General features: G+C 58.5%; 17 protein-coding genes and 1 pseudogene. 11 read left to right on the top strand and 7 right to left on the bottom strand.

All coding sequences use genetic code 11. The features are described 5' to 3' along the window. A partial coding sequence (locus ACIQ17_RS19340) for an RNA polymerase factor sigma-32 (protein WP_398470687.1) occupies positions 1-711 on the top strand: 711 nt, incomplete at its 5' end. A gap of 672 nt (positions 712-1,383) precedes the next feature. Here ACIQ17_RS19340 and ACIQ17_RS19335 read toward each other — a convergent pair. From ACIQ17_RS19335 to ACIQ17_RS19310, 6 genes are all read right to left on the bottom strand, one after another. Continuing rightward, positions 1,384-1,956, bottom strand: coding sequence for a DUF2147 domain-containing protein (locus ACIQ17_RS19335; protein ID WP_398470686.1), 573 nt, complete (start codon positions 1,954-1,956; stop codon positions 1,384-1,386). A 230-nt stretch (positions 1,957-2,186) separates the two neighbouring features. Next, the gene (locus ACIQ17_RS19330) at positions 2,187-2,552 is read right to left on the bottom strand and encodes a hypothetical protein (protein WP_398470685.1); all 366 of its coding nucleotides are present in this window, start codon (positions 2,550-2,552) and stop codon (positions 2,187-2,189) included. An 80-nt stretch (positions 2,553-2,632) separates the two neighbouring features. Next, positions 2,633-3,085 carry an Hsp20 family protein gene (locus tag ACIQ17_RS19325; RefSeq protein WP_398470684.1) on the bottom strand — a complete coding sequence of 151 codons (453 nt, stop codon included), beginning with the start codon at positions 3,083-3,085 and terminating at the stop codon, positions 2,633-2,635. A 2,246-nt stretch (positions 3,086-5,331) separates the two neighbouring features. Continuing rightward, the gene (locus ACIQ17_RS19320; protein WP_398470683.1) at positions 5,332-5,616 is read right to left on the bottom strand and encodes a DUF6496 domain-containing protein; all 285 of its coding nucleotides are present in this window, start codon (positions 5,614-5,616) and stop codon (positions 5,332-5,334) included. Between the two features lie 471 nt (positions 5,617-6,087). Continuing rightward, complete coding sequence (locus tag ACIQ17_RS19315) at positions 6,088-6,258, bottom strand: hypothetical protein (protein ID WP_398470682.1); 171 nt, start codon at positions 6,256-6,258, stop codon at positions 6,088-6,090. 881 nt (positions 6,259-7,139) lie between these two features. Beyond that, entirely contained in the window at positions 7,140-7,550 is a 411-nt protein-coding gene (locus tag ACIQ17_RS19310; protein WP_398470689.1) for a cysteine hydrolase family protein, read from the bottom strand. Positions 7,551-7,895: 345 nt separating this feature from the next. Here ACIQ17_RS19310 and ACIQ17_RS19305 point away from each other — a divergent pair, with 345 nt between their 5' ends. The 10 genes from ACIQ17_RS19305 to ACIQ17_RS19260 all read left to right on the top strand — a co-directional run bounded on the left by ACIQ17_RS19305 (position 7,896) and on the right by ACIQ17_RS19260 (position 16,426). After that, positions 7,896-8,240, top strand: coding sequence for a hypothetical protein (locus ACIQ17_RS19305; RefSeq protein WP_398470681.1), 345 nt, complete (start codon positions 7,896-7,898; stop codon positions 8,238-8,240). Further along, positions 8,237-8,560, top strand: a complete 324-nt coding sequence (locus ACIQ17_RS19300; RefSeq protein ID WP_398470680.1) for a DUF3325 domain-containing protein — start codon at positions 8,237-8,239, stop codon at positions 8,558-8,560. Before ACIQ17_RS19305 ends, ACIQ17_RS19300 begins: the two co-directional genes overlap by 4 nt. A 175-nt stretch (positions 8,561-8,735) precedes the next feature. Beyond that, positions 8,736-9,062, top strand: coding sequence for a hypothetical protein (locus ACIQ17_RS19295; protein ID WP_398470679.1), 327 nt, complete (start codon positions 8,736-8,738; stop codon positions 9,060-9,062). Between the two features lie 265 nt (positions 9,063-9,327). Beyond that, positions 9,328-10,134, top strand: coding sequence for a siderophore ABC transporter substrate-binding protein (locus tag ACIQ17_RS19290; protein ID WP_398470678.1), 807 nt, complete (start codon positions 9,328-9,330; stop codon positions 10,132-10,134). Then, positions 10,121-11,086 (top strand): ABC transporter permease, encoded by a 966-nt coding sequence (locus ACIQ17_RS19285; RefSeq protein ID WP_398470677.1) that lies wholly within the window; start codon positions 10,121-10,123, stop codon positions 11,084-11,086. The genes ACIQ17_RS19290 and ACIQ17_RS19285 overlap by 14 nt, the downstream gene beginning before the upstream one ends. A 70-nt stretch (positions 11,087-11,156) precedes the next feature. After that, positions 11,157-12,053 (top strand): iron chelate uptake ABC transporter family permease subunit, encoded by an 897-nt coding sequence (locus ACIQ17_RS19280; RefSeq protein WP_398470676.1) that lies wholly within the window; start codon positions 11,157-11,159, stop codon positions 12,051-12,053. Between the two features lie 13 nt (positions 12,054-12,066). Further along, a complete protein-coding gene (locus tag ACIQ17_RS19275; RefSeq protein ID WP_398470675.1) occupies positions 12,067-12,825 on the top strand; it encodes an ABC transporter ATP-binding protein in 759 nt (252 codons plus the stop codon). A gap of 193 nt (positions 12,826-13,018) precedes the next feature. Beyond that, positions 13,019-15,334, top strand: a complete 2,316-nt coding sequence (locus ACIQ17_RS19270) for a TonB-dependent siderophore receptor (protein ID WP_398470688.1) — start codon at positions 13,019-13,021, stop codon at positions 15,332-15,334. Positions 15,335-15,434: 100 nt separating this feature from the next. Beyond that, entirely contained in the window at positions 15,435-15,731 is a 297-nt protein-coding gene (locus tag ACIQ17_RS19265; RefSeq protein WP_398470674.1) for a DUF2218 domain-containing protein, read from the top strand. 146 nt (positions 15,732-15,877) lie between these two features. Then, the gene (locus ACIQ17_RS19260) at positions 15,878-16,426 is read left to right on the top strand and encodes a hypothetical protein (protein WP_398470673.1); all 549 of its coding nucleotides are present in this window, start codon (positions 15,878-15,880) and stop codon (positions 16,424-16,426) included. A gap of 860 nt (positions 16,427-17,286) precedes the next feature. Here ACIQ17_RS19260 and ACIQ17_RS19255 read toward each other — a convergent pair. Then, positions 17,287-17,469 (bottom strand): annotated as a pseudogene (locus ACIQ17_RS19255) (DUF6496 domain-containing protein); the annotation flags it as partial. Positions 17,470-17,809: the final 340 nt, after the last annotated feature.

Raw genomic sequence — 17,809 nt, 5'->3', positions numbered from 1 at the left:
GGGCTGCCGATCTCCGACGTCATTTCGGAGGGCAATATCGGACTGATGCAGGCCGTCAAACGCTTCGACCCGGATCGCGGCTTCCGGCTCGCGACTTATGCGACCTGGTGGATTAAGGCGACCATCCACGAATACATTCTGCGGTCTTGGTCCGTTGTCAGGATCGCGGCTTCAAATTCCCAGAAGCGCCTCTTCTTTAATTTACGTCGCCTAAAGAGTAAAATCGGCGCATTGGAGGACGGCGAACTGCAACCAGAGCAGGTAAAGCGCGTTGCGCGACGTCTGCACGCGTCTGAGAGCGAAGTCATCGACATGAACAGGCGTCTTCAGGGCGATATGTCGCTGAACGCGAGGTCCTTCGAGGACGACGATGAAGGCCTGGAATGGCAGGACCGTCTTGCGGACGACATGGATGTCGAAGAGGTCTATGCAGAGCGGAGCGATAGCTCGCGACGCCGACAAGCGCTTGAACAGGCGCTGAGCGGACTTTCCGCAAGAGAGCAACGTATTATCAGAGCAAGATGGCTCACAGACAATCCATTGATCCTGGATGAACTCAGCGCAGAACTAGGGATCTCCCGAGAACGCGTTCGCCAGGTCGAGGAACGCGCGATTCAGAAGGTTCGTGTCGCTATCGCAGCTGCCTTGGGAGGGGCTGCTAGTCACAGCCTTCTCACTTCGCCCAAGCAGCCGACCTACGTGGCTTCTTGATGATGAAGTCGCGGATTGTCCAACAGACTTTGGCGTCGGCGCCGCTCGGCGCCAACTGCAAAGCGCTCAACAAGCTGCTGCCGTTGATGAGCTACCCGCCATCTCTCGACGTATGGGCAGGCCTCGGCCGGCAGAACTGCACATAATTGAATCGACAAGGTGGTTACGGATGAGGGGCATCAATCCAGATCGATCGCAATCGGGCGCCGCACATCGCCCAGAAGTGTTGTACGAACATCTTGCCCCTGACGTGCAAGATTTCCTCATCGCAGGAAACAGGAACGTTGCAGATCACTATAAGCGTCTGATTGCGAACACAGACAATGAACGTGAGCGACAACTCTACATAGATCGAGTTGCAAGAGAGTGGCGGGTGATTCAGTCACTAACTGAAAACTGTCGATACGCATGATGACGCACACTGTACTGAGTATCGCTCTACTCAACAATCTTACAGCTTCTTGGATCGCACCGTTTATGGCGTTGCAAGCTGCGGTCGGATCGCTAGTCGACCATGACAGCGGGCCGGGAGATCGTAAGGAGTAGTTTGTCAGACGAAGCGAGAGACGCGCCCATCCTGAGAGGTGCGGTAGGTGCTTCGTCCGGCCGCTGAGCCGAACGCCACAATGCCCAGCGAGCAGATTGTTTGCGAAGTCCTCCCCGGTCCAATGGTCAACTCTTGGGGACCATCGCGGCAATCAATGAGCATGCCGGATCCTGTGCGGATTGGGCACCGGGCTTGGTCAACTTGGCAGGCGTAGTGGCGGACGGGCCGGAAAAAATGGGTGTGGGCGAGGGGACTGGGGGAGTGGCCGGATCTGTGATCCGGGTCCAATCTTGCCCGCCGCAGAAAATTTTTCCCATACAGCCGCGAACTTCGAGTTGCCCTTTAGCCGTGAGCCGCGCCGTGACGTCATATTGTTTGCCGCCCGCCGTCACTGCCGTTCCTTTCGGATCATAAATCTTTCCGGCCCAAAGCCCTTTCTCAGTCTCTTGAAGATTGATCAGGAGAGGCACGCCAAGCATGGGCCGACCGCGCATCGCCGGATCCGGATTGCTCATGTCCCTTCCAGGCGTTTTCTCGGCTGCAACGTAGCCCCAAAGAGCTGGCGGACAGCTAATCACGCGGACGCGAATGCTTTTGTCTTCGACCAGCCAATCTCCGGTCAAAGCATTCTGACATCGCGCCGTCACGCTCGTGGAAACCAGAAGCAATCCGGCGACACCCAACAGCTTTGCAAGCATGACCAACTCCGCTTTCTTGCGACACAAACAGACTTTTTCAAACCGGACGAATGCGAAAGAATGAGGGCGGTCCTATCGTTTGTCGAACTCTCATTCGGCCAGCGTCTTCCAGCAAGATAAAAGTGGGGGTCTGCAAGCTGATGTCAGCATGCACCTGAGAAGTTGCAGATTGCCGAGACAGATAAGTGTGACGCGTATGGAAGCAGCCGCCCGAGAGCGGCTGCAGAGCTTTACGCGTGGATATCGGCTAGACGACGTCTGCTCTCCCGAGCTGTCTGACCAACAGCGCGGATGGGACGTCGGCTCTTTGGTATGGTGGCACGACCGGGGCAGGGCGGAGCGCCGTCGTCATCGTCCAGAAGCTTCAGCGCCGCAAGAATGTCGCCGATCCGGACCTGAGCGTTGGACCCCGGAAGCTGCCGAAGCCAGGGCTTCCCCTCGACGGCGAACGCGTCAGACGCCCACGCTGCAAGGACGCAACGCTTCTGAAGAGCGTCCAAAAATGGATTTGCGAGCACTTCCCGGGGATGCGTGAACGTGCTGGCGAGTAAAGAGTTGGCGTGAATCTCATTCATCGACATGGCAGAAATTGACATGCTGGCCTCCTATGCTCCTTTCGCTAAGGCACTTTGGCTGCCACCGCGGCGACGCCGCAGCGGCAGGTGAGACACGGTAATCAAGCAGCCTTCGATGTGAGCTGCTCCACGTTCGACCTCCGTGAAGAGGATATCTCGATCTTCTGCGGCTTGTTGGCTTCCGGGACCTCCCGCAGCAGGCCGATTCGCAGAAGACCGTTATCGAAATTGGCGCCGGTTACCTGGACGTGATCAGCCAGATTGAACTGGCGTTTGAACGACCGGCCGGAGATTCCATGATACAGAAGGTCTCGTTTCTGGTCCTCTTTGCGGCCTTCCACCGTCAGCACATTCTGCTCGGCGGTCACCGAGACATTGTCGGGACTGTAGCCAGCAAGAGCGAGCGTGATCTGGTAACGATCGTCGCCAACACGCTCGATGTCATACATTGGGAAAGCGTCCTCGTTGCCGCGGGGGGCAGAATTCACGAGGTCGAAAAGGCGGTCAAAGCCAATGCTCGAACGCCAAAATGGGGCGAAGTCGTAGTTGGTCATAGCCAAATCCTCCATTGAGCAAGATGGGTATGAACAGGCGCCGGACGCGGCGCCCGCCTTGTACCAGGCCCATAAAAGCGCCCGGCGAAACTGAAATAGAAAAACCGAGTCTCGCATTTCAAGAGGGCGCGAAAGTTTTTTTGGGGGGCGGAGCTGCGATGTACCTGACCGGCATACCTGGAACCTTAAGAGACGCGCACACCATTCCCGCGGCCCATGCGGTTATCCAGGTGGAGGCGCACCCTCGGCACGGCGATCCAGATCGTCGGAGATGTCATCCGGTTTCTGGAGCGTTGACTGCATTTGGGGAACGCTCGTCTTGCGCAAGCCGTTTTGAGAAATTATTCAAGTGGTAATAGAACGTAAGAGTGATCGACTCCGTGGGAGCCGGAACTAGCGCCCGTGCCGGTGCGGCGCATGAGATCCCAATCGTATAGGCCACATTTTATCCTCAACCGCTATGTTTACTACGATATCGCTACTCTTCTTCTTCGCCCTCGTGCTGTGTATCACCTCTCGGTGTAGGGCGCATGAACGTGAGACGGGCCTGTCGCCACCGCCGGCAGAGACCCTGGCAAGCATCCAGCATGAGGCGCGAGAGCGGCAAATCCCAGCTTGCCAGGCCTATAGCGAATGGATTGCGCGAGAACAGCGCGCGCAATCCATTTCAGAGCGAGCTTCGCGAACTGAGACGGCGGCAACGCGTTGACCACAGATGGTTTTTGAGGGCAGTTCGCTTGTAGAGGCTCTTGACGACTCAACGAGTTTTCTAAATTCCCGGCGGGTATCTTGATTGCCCGCCTCAAACTGAAAGCATGCATAGACCGTCGGGGACGATGATGACGAAAATCTGGCAAGGATCCGCACGCACCGCAGCAATATCGCTCGGTACTGGCGACTCTTAAGAAGCGAGCTGTCAGATTTTGAACGATCGTCCATCGAACGACGTCTGGCAGAGGAGCGAGCTTCTCTCAACGCTTTGGCTGCTAAGACCTTTCCTCTCTCGATTGCACCGCCGGCAAGGCAATCACAAGCGGCTCAGCGGCTTGACCATGCCGCAGACACGCATCCCACCTTGCCCAGAGTGCGGAGCACCGTCGATTTGGCTGCGTTCCACGCCAGAGCCGCTCGGCTACGTGACCCATGCTTATGAATGTCCCAAATGTGCCTTTATCCAGACATCCGTTGAGAAGGTCCACCTGGATCTAGAAGGCGGATGGATTGTAAGTGAGCTTGAACCGCCTGCGAGATGATCTATGGAAAAGTACTTCAACGTCTACGTTGTCACCGGCGTTGCAATTATTGTTGCCGCTGGCGCGATCTTGGGATGATTTTATCTGGCAACAGTATTTTGCGAACCGAACAGTGCAAACGCACTGCTTTCTGAATGTTACTTGCCTCACACGAAGAGCTATTCTCTTCATCCACTGTGGCACCGATGAGCCTACCGACGTTTCACTATTTCGCACTTGATTGCCTCTAAGAGTTAGAAACAGCAACATTTAGACAGTCCCCGTTGGGTTAACCTTGAAGATGATATCCCGCACAAAGGCTACACTATTCGAATGAGGCGTCTTGGGGTGGGCTGGGGCGCCCGGATGAAAAGATCGGATGGAATATTGATGCCGAGATCGCCACTGACTGACGACATCCTGAAACGAGACATAGTGATTGAGCAGGTTAGAACGCGCATCTCATCGCTGTCTCCCACAGCGCTTGATCAGCTGTATAACGGCTTCAGATGGCAGCGGCCCGCCTGCTCGATTTTAAGAGTTATAACGATAGTGCGAAAAGTATCATCACCGTGGCTGCCGGGCATGGCGTTACAACAGTCATTATCGCAACGTACCGGGTTGGCCTTATGCAATGACCTGTCAACAATCGGATGCCTAGGTCAATCGTCGGAATGGTTTCAGCGAGCCGCCGGTGGAGGCTGAGTTAGGAGGGCGGGATGTGCTTGGGCGGCAGAACTCGCCTCTGCCCATAAATCAAGGCGCCCTAAAAGGCACTCTTCTTGGCAACTTTGCGACGAATTGCTACATCCCGATGCGGGCGCCGTGACCGCCACCGAACAGGACGACAGAGCTACTCCTACTGAGCAAAAGGATCGACTGCCCGGCTAGATCAAACAAAGGCTTCGTGGCCTGTTCCGGTCGGAAAAAACCGTCGAAGCGGGGCAGGCCGGAATGTCGGGAGGGCTAAGACGCTCCGGACAGCTAACTCCCAAATACCACACGCTGGTCCAACTAGCCCTTTTTCTTCGGTACTTTCTTGCCCTTTTTACGGGCTTTGGGCAGGCCAATTGCGACAGCTTGCTTCTTGCTCTTCACCTTGCCGCCCTTACCGTCGGGACCGCTCCTTGCCGTCCCTTTCTTGGTGCGGTGCATCTCCCGCTCGACTTCTTGCCCGGCGCTCTCCGAGTATTTACGCTTGGCCGTCTTCTTAGTCTTTTTCGTCGTCGTCCTGTTGGTGGACTTCTTCGCCGACCTAGCCTTCTTCGCCGATTTGGCCTTCTTTGCTTTCTTCGCCATGAGGCTTCCTCTCGATTGATAGCGATGACCAATCGATCGAGAAGTTCCCTGGATGGCGCGGGCACCTTTCCGGCACTCACGCCTCGATGAAACATCGTGTCTCCAAGCGGCCTTTAAACCCAAGGGCGGGAGAACGGGGGAGGTTCGCCTAAAGGCGAACGGGCTTGGATAACCCTGCTCGGAACGAAACAGGCAACCTCACCTTTGTCTTCAAAGGATTACGGAGGAGACTATGCGGGAGATTACGTGTCCAGATTGCAGACGAGAGAGAGTATTTGCCGGCTTTGCGGCGGATATCGAAGAGCAGCGAGAATCCGTACGCATCATGATATGCAAGTCGTGTCATGTCATGGAGAAGGTGGTCGTCGGCGACGGAGGGATGCGAGTTCTTCAGCGCTGTCAGGAAATCACCCCTCGCAGGCTTTCTCCTCCACAAGGTGAACCTCAGCCTGCATAAGGCGGGCTTTTCTATTAGATGACCCGCAAAGGAAGTGACCACTCCTTTGCCGTTTCATCGTCGGCCTCCTCTTTCGTGGATGCCTCATCAATCTCCAAAATCCGATAGCCATCAATCAACACTGGCTGCTCGTCGGTCTTAGTGAGGCCGGCCGCGCGCTTTTGACACTCCGTGGAAAGCATCATTTTTCCTCGCATGGAGGGCGTCGTGCCCAGGATTTTGGTCGTCGAGGACGAAAACCTCATCATGATGTGGTTGAGGACGCTCTGCGCGATTCCGGCTACACCGTCTTGACTGCGAGCAATGCGGACCAGGCGGTCGCCACCCTATAGCGAAACACAGGCATCAGCGTCATTTTTACCGATATCGACATGCCGGGCTCGATGGACGGGCTTCGGCTCGCCGCCGTCGTCAGAGATCGATGGCCGCCCCGGACATCGTCGTCGCCAGATGACCAGCCGCTCGATTGAACGCTCAAGAGGTCGCTTCGCTGATCGTGACTGCGATTGCGAGAACGAAGACGATGCCAGCAGCATATCCGAGATATTCAGGGTGCAGACAGAATGTTTCGGCTGCGCCACAAGTTTTGTACGCCCAATCGGTCCCGTTCTTTAGTTGAGTCGCCGCTTCTCGAAAAATGAGTGCTCCGCACGCCATGAGGACGGCGGCGAACCAAAATAATCCGGACATGGGAACACCTCGATCCAGATTGCACTTCGACAAGAATACAAGAGAATGTCCTTGAGATCACCTACCTGTGGAGAGCGCGGGCTCAAATCCCGAATGGTCGCCAACTCCGCTTTGACATCGTTCGGTAATCTTATGGCTATCAAGCAGCGCTCTGCAATCGCAACGCTCCTTCCGTTGATCACGTGAGCGCGACGAGATCGCCATGCCTAGCCGCGGGTAACTAGCCCATGGATGCCCCTCACCGAAGCCATTATACAGCGCGCCCGCTTCGCCGCGTTTGACCGTCGCCACGTCCAAGCGCTGGTCGCTGGCATCCCCTCTACTAAATGTTTTACACGCGATGATCGACCCTTTTCCGAAGCTGTTGCGATACGACTTACGCGGCTACTGGCAACGGTCTAGGAGTCTTTATAATGATATTGCTGTCGAGGCTGTCGCTAAGCGCGCAAGAAAATCGTCTGCGTTGGGCACAAAGCTCGCCAGTCTTGAGTGCCGCTTCATGAAACTCCGGTGCGGACGAGCAGCAACAGTTTTCCAATAATATTGGCTCGTAGCCTAGCTGGAGTGCGTCACGCACGGTGCTGTCGACGGCGACATTGGTCGCGCATCCCGTCACGACGACAGTATGGATGCCGCGCGCGCGTAGCACCGGGTCGAGATTGGTGCCGAAAAATCCGCTGATGCGCGGATGCGTGACCTGAAAATCTTCGGCGTGTGGCGCGAGTTCGTCAATCACCGCCGCGCCGTGTGTCCCCTCCACGAAAGCGTGAACCTTGCTGGACGTCAGGAACAGCGGGCATGTTCGTCATGACCTCGCGCGCATCTGCGCGGCGCGAGACATTCACGTAAATAACTGTGCCGCCGGCGGCGCGGGTTGCGTCCAGCAAGCGGACTATTCTCGGCACGAGACATGCCGCGCGATCTCCGCTGCAAAAAGGCCGAACTTTCCTGTCGGTTGCACGATGTCATTCTGCCAATGCAACGCCAGCACTGCTATGCCGCTGGCATCAAGCGTTCCATCCGCGATCGCAACCGGGCTTGTTCTGTGGGCCGTGAAACGCCGGCGCAACGCTGCGACTGTCGGCCATAAGATCGTCGATGGCTCAATGTCACGGCCATCACCGGTCTGCCCATGGCCACCGCCGCTTACTTCCTTTGCAACAGGTTGGTCTCCAAGGCGTCGCCGGGACGCACGGTGTGGGAGGTCGGCAGCTTCTTTGCGGCTTGGCTCGTCGCAGGCCTGCACGCCGCGCTACGGCCGCAACGAGCCGCATGGCACGAGCAAATCTGGATCGCTGCAGCGGTGTTTGCAGCAGTACCGCTTGTTAACACCAGCACCACGGGGCGCGGACTGCCGGCCAGCCTGATAAGCGGCGACTGGGTGTTCGCCGGTTTTGATCTCACGGCAATGGCGACGGCAGCACTTTTCGCCATGAGTGCAGTCTTCTACGCGAAACGCGGCGAGGCCGCCGTATGATGGCCCTCGCATTCCCACTCACCTACACAGGCTGGGCTGCTCTCTGCTTCGCGATGCCCTCGCATGCGCGAAGCTTGCATGAACGATCATTTGTTCAGCCGATCGTCGTCATACTGCGCTGTGTCGGGACCATCGCTCTACTTGTGGCGCTGCCTGCGACCGCACAAGCGTGGGGCTGGCCCAACGGGACGACGGCGTGGTTTGGCATCCTGACAACTTCCTGCCTGGCGCTAATTGGTCTGCTCGCAATAAATCCAAAGGTAGCACTCCTGCCGCTCTTCGGGCTTCCTACGGCCGCCATCATCATCTTACCCCGATAAAGCAGTTGCTCGCAGAGACGCCGCAAGCGCAAGCCGTGCCATTGACGGATTGTCCTTTCCGGCGAATGAAAGATCACCGGCTCGGATCGAGCCAACTCTCTGCCGGGCAGGTCCGGTAGCGTGCTTACAGAACGCGGCCGGACCCCATCCAAGGCATTTTGGCAGCATCCTCTATGTGGTCGGCCACGTTCCGCTGACCGGGCTTCTGCAGCCGAAACTCGACAGACGAATTCAGGGGAGGGTGCTGTCGCTGCTGATGACCGTCGAGGCGATGGCGGCGCCAGTGGGCTTAGCTCTGATATCCTTGCTCGGTAATGTGCTAAGCGTGCGCTCGTTATTCATGCTGATGGGCGTGATGGGCACAGCCATCACGGTTCTCGGGTTTCTTTCGCGGCATATCCGCAATCTGGAAACGAACTTGGTCGAGTTAGACGGCCGAACCTGCGACGAACAGTCGCTCTCGGCGTCTGACGGTCCACAACATAGAACGATACTAAAGTGACAACAGTGTCTCGCATATTTTGCGGATACTCATCGGTCGTGGTCTTTGTTATCGGACCGGAATGTCCACTGCCTCCACCAAAGTATCGCAAAAGACTCCACCAAGCTCGGTCATCACCCGCGTGATCACGCTTGCGTCGGCGTTCTGTCGAAAGCCTGTTCAGTGCTTTACCATAGCTATCCTGGCGGCTGCGTTTACGACCCATTGCAGCGCTCCGGTCCATGCGGCCGAAATCGCAATCGAGCACGCCAAAGGGCGGCTCACAATGCTCGCGATGCCCAAGAAGATCGTGGTCTTTGACCTCGCATCCCTTGATGTCCTCGACGCTCTCGGGGTTCCGGTCGCGGGCGTCCCGCGCGGGCCGAAACCGCCTTATCTAGCGAAGTATGACGCTGCGACCTATCCGAAGGTCGGCACGTTCTGGGAACCGGATTATGAAGAGCTCAATGCGCTGTCGCCCGATCTTGTGATCGTAGGTCTCCGTTCCGGGCCCCGATATGAGGCGGTGTCGAAGATGGCGCCGACGATCGACATGACGGTGGATGCGGCGGACCTGCTGAACTCCGCCAAACGTCGCGCGGGAGCACTCGCCAGCCTGTTTGGCAAACAGGCGGAGTTCGACAAGAAGATCGCGGAGCTGGACGCTGCGATCACGGCCACGCGCAAGAAGGCCGATGCCGCAGGCACGGGGCTCATCGTATTGACCACTGGCGGACGTCTGAGTGCCTTCGGGTCCGGATCGCGCTTCGGCGTCATTCATGACACGTTCGGTTTCAGGCCGGCAGCGTCCGAGATCAAGGTTGGACTGCACGGCCAGCCGATCTCGTTCGAATTTATCCGGAAGGTCGATCCCGATTGGCTGTTTGTGCTCGACCGCGATGCAGCCATCGATGCCCGTGGCCAACCGGCGCGCCAGCTGCTCGACAATGAGCTCGTGCGCGAAACCAAAGCCTGGCGAAAGGGCAACGTCGTCTATCTCGATGCCGCGAGCTTCTACCTTGTCAATGGCGGTCTCACATCCCTGCAGCGGATGACCGACCAGATCCGCTCGGCGCTCGATGCCGCTCGCTGAGCCGATCTCGGCAGGCGGCCGCTACGGCCACTATGTCGGGCCTGGAGCGGCCATCATCCTGCTGGCTCTGGCCTCCGCCAGTTTGCTCGTCGGCGTCGGCGATCGTTCCTGGGACATCATGGTCGTCAGCAGGCTTCCGCGAACCCTGGCGCTGCTGCTCGCCGGAGCCAGCCTCGCGGTCGCCGGTGTGCTGATGCAAATGGTCGTCCAGAATCGTTTCGTCGAACCCACCACGGCGGGGACGGCGCAAACGGCCGGGCTCGGCATGCTCGCCGTGACCATCCTCGCTCCGGACGCTCCGATCGTCGTCAAGATGCTCTGCGCCGCGGCGTTTGCACTGGCTGGCACCGCCGCGTTTCTCGGCATCCTGCGGTCGATCCAGCTGCGCTCGACCCTGACCGTCCCGTTGATCGGCATCGTTTTCGGCGGCATCGTCTGGGCGGGGACGACGATGCTGGCCTATCGCTACGATCTGCTGCAGACATTGGCGACCTGGAATGCGAGCGACTTCTCGGCCGTGCTGCGCGGCCGCTACGAACTGCTCTGGATCGGGCTCGGCCTGATGATCGCCGCCTATGTTGCCGCCGACCGCTTCACGATTGCTGGCCTTGGCCGCGACAATGCCGTCAATCTCGGCCTCGACTATCGTGCTGTGGTCGCTCTCGCGCTCCTGATCGTTGCGCTGGTGACCGCTGCGACCGTCATCACCGTCGGCATCATCCCGTTTCTCGGGCTTGTCGCGCCCAACATCGTCAGCCTCATTGCCGGCGACAATCTTCGCCGCACGCTGCCGCTGGTGGCCGGCCTCGGCGCCGGCCTGATGCTGGCCTGCGACCTGATCGGGCGCATCGTCCGCTTCCCGTTCGAGATTCCGGCCGGGACGGTGATGGGCGTCGTCGGTGGTGGAATTTTTCTGTATCTCCTCCTGCGCAAAGGCGGCCGTCTTGCCTGAGGCGGTCGCGCTGCAACGACGTCGCCCCGGCGTCGTCCTCATCTGTCTTGCGGTGCTGGCGGCCGCAGTCGTGGTCGCCTTCCTGACCGTCGGCGCGCGCGGGCGCTGGGATTTCGTGCTGGCCTTCCGCGGCACCAAGCTGGCCGCCATCGTCCTCGTGGGCGTGGGCGTGGCCACGGCCGCGGTCATGTTCCAGACCATCGTCCAGAACAGGATCCTGACGCCCTCCATCATGGGCTTCGACGCGCTCTACAGCCTGATCCAGACCAGCGTCGTGTTCTTCATCGGGGCACGAGGCCTTGGCTTCGGTGATCCGCGTCTAGCGTTCGCGATCGATGTCTGCGCGATGATCGGTTTCGCCTTGCTGCTCTATGGGGGGCTTCTGGCCGATGGGCGACGCAGCCTGCACATGATGCTGCTTGTCGGTGTCGTGATGGCCGCTCTCTTCCGGAGCTGTGCAAGCTTCATGGAACGCGTGATCGATCCGAACGATTTCGTCGTGCTCCAGGATCGCCTGTTCGCGAACTTCAATACGGTGCGCAGTGAATTGCTGTTGCCGGCGGCTCTGGTCGTCCTGGTCGTTCTCGTGGCGGCGTGGCGCCTTCTGCCGCGCCTTGACGTGATGCTGCTTGGTCGCGACGCAGCGATCGGTCTCGGGGTAGATCATCGCCGCCTGGTGATCCAGGTGCTCACTCTGGTCGCGATACTGACGTCCGTCTCCACGGCTCTGGTCGGGCCGATCACCTTTCTCGGGCTGCTGGTCGCGAATTTCGCCTATGTCATCGTGCCTGGCTTCAGGCACATCCACGTCGTTCCCGCGGCCGCGCTCATCGCCATCATCACACTCGGCGGCGGACAGCTCGTTCTGGAACGGGTGTTCGCACTGAACGCGGCGCTGCCGATGGTAATCGAATTTACCGGCGGCGTCGTGTTGATCGCGCTGTTAATTCGATCCTCGCGGCGCTGAAGGAGATCCTCCGATGATTGAGACACAGGAATTGACGCGCCGCTACGGAGAGACGCTCGTCGTCGATCGGGTGAGCCTGACATTGCCGAAGCAGGGCCTCACGGCGATCATTGGTGCCAACGGCGCCGGCAAATCGACGTTTCTCGGAATGGTCAGCCGGCTGACGGCCGCAAGCGCCGGCGCCGCCCTGATCGATGGGCTTGACGTCGCCAAGACGCCGACGGACGTGCTGGCGCAACGTCTGGCGATCCTGCGTCAGGACAATGCGATCGCCGCGCGCGTTACGGTACGCGATCTGGTGTCGTTCGGCCGCTATCCCCATTCGAAAGGACGGCTGACGGCGGACGACCACGGCCGCATCGACGACGCGCTCGCCTTCCTCGAACTGGAACCGTTTGCGGATCGCTATCTGGACGAGGTGTCGGGCGGCCAGAGGCAGCGTGCGCATATCGCCATGGTGCTGGCGCAGGACACCGACTACGTCCTGCTCGACGAGCCGCTGAACAATCTCGACATGCGCCATGCGCGCGCGATGATGTCGCTGCTGCGGCGCGCGGTAGACGAGCGTGGTCGGACTGTGGTCGTTGTGCTGCACGATATCAATTTTGCATCCTGTTATGCTGAGCACATCGTGGCGATGCGCGACGGTCGCGTGGTCGCTGCGGGGCCGCCCGATGACATCGTAACCACGGCGATGCTGCGCGCCATCTACGACATCGATGTCGAAGTCGTCACGGTGCGCGGCTATCGCACGGTGCATTACTATCGGTAATTGCCGCGATCATTGGTGAACGACAAACGTTGAAAAACGAGACGCGCTCTTTTGAATTAGAAAAAACAAAAGTGCATTGAGGTCACACTTCTCTGGATTACCTCTGACAAGACAAAACGTCGCGGAGGCGATGCTCGCTTCATCCTGTATGCGCAACGCATTGAAAAATGATTGCGCATCGGAGACATCATTTATGAGACGGCAGGTCGGTCCAGTTGCTTTCTTCGTCACCACTCTCGGCGTCCTGCCATTCTCGGAAATAGCATCCGCGCAAACTCCCACGAATTCGTCGACGACGCTTTCGCCCGTCGAGGTGGTTGCTCCTCAGGCACGAACCCGTGCTCCCGCGCGGACCCAGCGCACGACGGCCGGCCCACGTCGCGCCGTTGCCCCGCCGCGCGCTCGTGAGGCTGTCGTGGCACCGCAGGTCTTTCCAAATCCGGGCTTGCCGCCACAGACTGGAACGGTCGGGCAACCTCCTGTTCCTTACGCCGGCGGGCAGGTCGCGACTGGCGCACGGCTCGGTCTGCTCGGCAACGCGTCGATCTTCAACACCCCGTTCAACATCACGGGTTACACATCGAAGCTGATGGCAGACCAAGGTGCACGCACCATCGCCGATGTTGCGCTCAACGATCCATCGGTTCGCAACGACGCTCCGCCCTTCAGCGAACGCGACTCGTTCTTCATCCGCGGTTTCTCGGTGGTGAATCTCGATATCGCCTATGACGGGCTCTTCTATCTCGCCAATCCGCGCCGCAGCTTTCTTGAAGGTATCGAGCGCGTCGAGATCCTCAAGGGACCGAGCGCGCTGCTGAGTGGAGGCACCGCGCGCGTCGGTGGCACCATCAATCTCATTCCCAAGCGGGCCGAAGACGATCCGATCACGCGATGGACCACCGGCTGGATCAGCAATTCGCAATTCACGAACCACATCGATATCGGTCGTCGTTTCGGCGACAACAAGGAGTGGGGCGTCCGCTTCAACGGGTCGTATCGCAACGGCGACACGCCGCTCGACATGAACACGGCCGAGGTCGGGGTGGCCGCGCTCGGTCTCGACTATCGTGGCGAACGCTTCCGCGCCTCGCTGGACCTGAACAGTTCGAACCAGAATATCAACGCGCCGACATCGCTCTTCAATTCAGCCGCAGCCGGCATCGTCATTCCGCCGGCGCCGAACGGGCGAATCAACACATCGAACGGGGCCGAGTTCGTCGACAGCCGCTACAAGATGGTGGCAGGTCGCGCCGAATACGATCTTTTGCCTGACACGACGATGTATCTGGCCGGCGGCGGCAGCATTTATAACGAAGACTTCCTCAGCTCGTCCTACCAGATCACGAATTCGAACGGTAACGCGATCAACTCTCTCGCAATCCAACCGCAGGAGCTTCAGGGCTTCACGGGCGAGATCGGGCTGCGTTCCAAATTCCGTACCGGCGTCGTCGGCCACCAGTTCAACATCTCCGCCGTAGAGGCCAATAATGAACTGTACCGTGGCGGTCCTCTTAACTACACACCATTCAGCTACGCCACGAACATTTACAATCCCGTCCGTCCGGTTCCTGGAACCTTCCAGACCACCGGCTTCGCACGGTCGGACGACCGGCCATTGCTGTCGCGCTTGACGGCTCGAAGCGTCGCGATTTCAGATACGCTTTCGTTTCTCGATGACCGACTTTTCCTGACGCTCGGTGGTCGTTGGCAGGACATCAAACTGAGCGGGTTTGCGGTTAACGGGCTGATGGTCGGCATGGAGACGTCCCGTTACCAGCAGGGTCGGTTTAGCCCGGCGGTAGGAGCGGTGATACGTGCGACCGATCGCCTCTCAGTTTACGGCAATTACATTGAGTCGCTAGATGCCGGCCCGACCGCGCCGGCGACTGCCGTCAATGCGAATACGGTGTTTCCACCGACCGTCAGTCGGCAGCAGGAAGTAGGCGCGAAATACGATTTTGGAACGGTTGCGGTGACCGCGTCGTTCTTCCAGATCGAACAGCCAAGCGCCTTTACGGATCCTGTCTCCCGTGTCTTCTCAGTGAGCGGGCTACAGCGGAACCGCGGCATGGAGCTCAATGTGTTTGGCGAACCCATCCTGGGCGTGAGGCTGCTCGGTGGCATCTCCCTGCTCGACGCGAAGCTCGTCTCGACACTAGGCGGCCGCTTCGACGGCAACGATGCACCCGGTGTGCCGGTGACTGCTTTGAATCTCTATGGCGAATACGACTTGCCGCATTGGATGGCCCCTGGCGTCACGTTGACCGGTCGCGTGATCCACACCGGCGACGTCTATTACGACCAAGCGAACACTCAGCGTGTATCTGAATGGACCCGAGTTGACCTCGGTGCGCGATACGCTTTCGTCGGGCCAACCGGCAAGCCGGCGGTGCTCCGGGCGATCGTCGAAAACGTCGCAGACAACAACTATTACCTTTCTGCCGCGCGTGGTTTCCTCGCGGTAGGAGCTCCGCGAACCTACATGTTGTCGGCTACCTTCAACTTCTGACGCCCGTAGGGATGTGCCCGTCCACGCATGTGGGCGAGACACATCCCAAACCGGTCTTGACGGTCGGAAGTAAGACGAACTCGAATGGAGCATATCTGTTATGGAAACGCCGCAAGCTCACACGACCCGCGCCGTTATAAAAACAGCACATGGCAGCCGTTATCTTCAGCAACTCTGCAAACACTGGTCGCATAAATTCGAAACGACATTCGATCTATATGAAGGTCGGGTGATCCTCACGATCGGGGATGTGAACCTAAGTGCTAGACCCGATCACCTGGTCGTCCAGTTAAACGCTCGAACTGCGCAGGATTTACAGACCTTGCGGGAGGTCTTGATAAGCCATGTCGATCGCTTCGCGTTTCGCGAGACGTTGCTGTACGATTGGGACCTCTAAGGACAAACCAAATATTTGGCGTCGCGGGCCCTGACGCCAGATTTCGAGCGTCGGTATGATACTGTCAGCATCCTACTAGGGCTGCTGTCATCAAAACACTTGAAGTGCCTTGCAAATGTTTTTATCGGGCTGGCTCGGGAGATATGGTGAAAAACTTTCGCATTGATGCCTTCGTCAAATCATTGGTATTCGAAGCAGATCTCGGTAACGTCGATCCGCTTTGCCAGTTTTTGATGTCGGATGAGCCACTCACTGCCGAAGACCGCGAGCGGCTCGCATGGCTAATCATGCGTCGCGTTCCACAAGGGGCAACAAACGCCCACCCAAGCGCCAAGAAAGCTGCCCTCACGTGCGCGACATACCTAGTTTGGCAAGGAAAAATGGTTCTTCGAGAACATAGTCTCGCGGAGGCCAAGATGATCGCGCGCGACGCACTCATCCGTGCCGCTATCAGTATGTCCGAAAAGGAATTCGGGCTTTCGGCTGGTTCCGTTTCTCAGGAGGAAGTCGCAAAGGCACAACGACACGGAGGGAGCAGGACGGTTGTTGACTATGTGCGCGACTATATGCCCGATGCTACCGCTAGGATACGGCGATTGGCTATGACTATGTGCAGGCCGTCAGCGACAATCGAGCGCTTGCCTGTGTGTACCGGCGCTCTGACGTCACAGGCTCGAGTGGATTGCCATCAGTAGCGCTTGGACTAACCCAAACGTCGAGCGCAAGAACCGTGTTCAGTAACGCTGGCGCAAAGCGGACCGAAGCTGAGATCAAGGTCTCGCGCTTTTGAACCGACCAAATTCTCTACCGCCTCTGAGATTGAAATCGCTAAGGAAACCCGAAAACCAACGGTGCGTAACGAGGCTAAAAGCGCTGAGAAATCAGTCCGGTCATTTAACGCTCCGTTGCAGTCTCGTTGCACCCGTATCATCAAGCCCCGTGTCTTGCCTCCGCAGCATCTGAGAACGCCGTAAAAGCGGCGGACGGCGGCGGTGGCAAGGTTCGCCAAAACGGGCGGCAAACCCTTTGCCGGTTGCCCTCCGGCCTGCTGATGCGCTCGCAGAAGCGCACAGCCCTTAACCTCCGCAGCATGCCAGCTGCACAACCCTCCATCTTGCAAGGCGCCTTTTTCTTTGCTCCGAATGAGCGAAAGCCCCGCTGGGGCAACGGGGCTTTCAACCATGCTGAGGGTTGAGTGGGATGGGACCGCTCGACTTAGAGACGCGCGATCTCGGGAAAAGTTCAAAGCGAGCGCCAGCCGTCCGGGCTTGGGGACTGGTTGAGACGGCGGGGCTCAGCCTGAGCGGATGTCGACTCCGCCCGCGAATCAAGATGTCGTTAACGGCAACGTTCCGTCGTTACACATTGGGGGGACCCCCGACGGAGCTACTCCCACTGAGCAGAGGGATCGACTGCTCACGTGGTCAAACCGGCCCTTCACGACCCGTGCCTTGCGAGCAAGAAAAGCCCCGCCGAAGCGGGGCAGGTCGGAATATCGGGAGGGCTAAGACACTCCAGACAGCCAACTCCCGGATATCACGCCACGCTCCGGTTAGGATTTTTTCTTCGGGACTTTCTTGCCCTTTTTGCGGGCTTTGGATAGGCCGATTGCGATAGCCTGCTTCTTGCTTTTCACCTTGCCGCCTTTTCCGCCGGGGCCGCTCTTTGCAGTCCCCTTCTTGGTACGGTGCATCTCCCGCTCGACTTCCTTACCAGCGCTCTTCGAGTATTTGCGCCTAGCGGTCTTCTTCGTCTTTTTCGTCGTCTTCTTGGTGGTTTTCTTTGCCGACTTAGCCTTCTTCGCCGATTTGGCCTTCTTCGCTTTCTTCGCCATGAGGCTTCCTCTCGATTGATAGCGATGACCAATCGATAAAATTACGTCCAAGTTCCCTGGATGGCGCACGGCCCGTCCAGTACTCAACTCTCTCGATGATGCCCCGTGTCTTGCCGCAAGCGCCCTCTAAAGCCCCTTGGGCGGAGCGGGAAGGTAAGGTCCGAAGGACGGGCTTTTGATAACCGGCCATCTGCGAATCGTGCTATATAGGCCCCGGCTGAATTAGGACGGGGGCACAAGGTCG

Origin of the sequence: Tardiphaga sp., from assembly GCF_044340795.1 — a bacterium.
GTDB lineage: Bacteria > Pseudomonadota > Alphaproteobacteria > Rhizobiales > Xanthobacteraceae > Tardiphaga.
The sequence above is the reverse complement of the archived record's forward strand: the minus strand, read 5'-3'. Positions and strand labels throughout refer to the sequence as shown.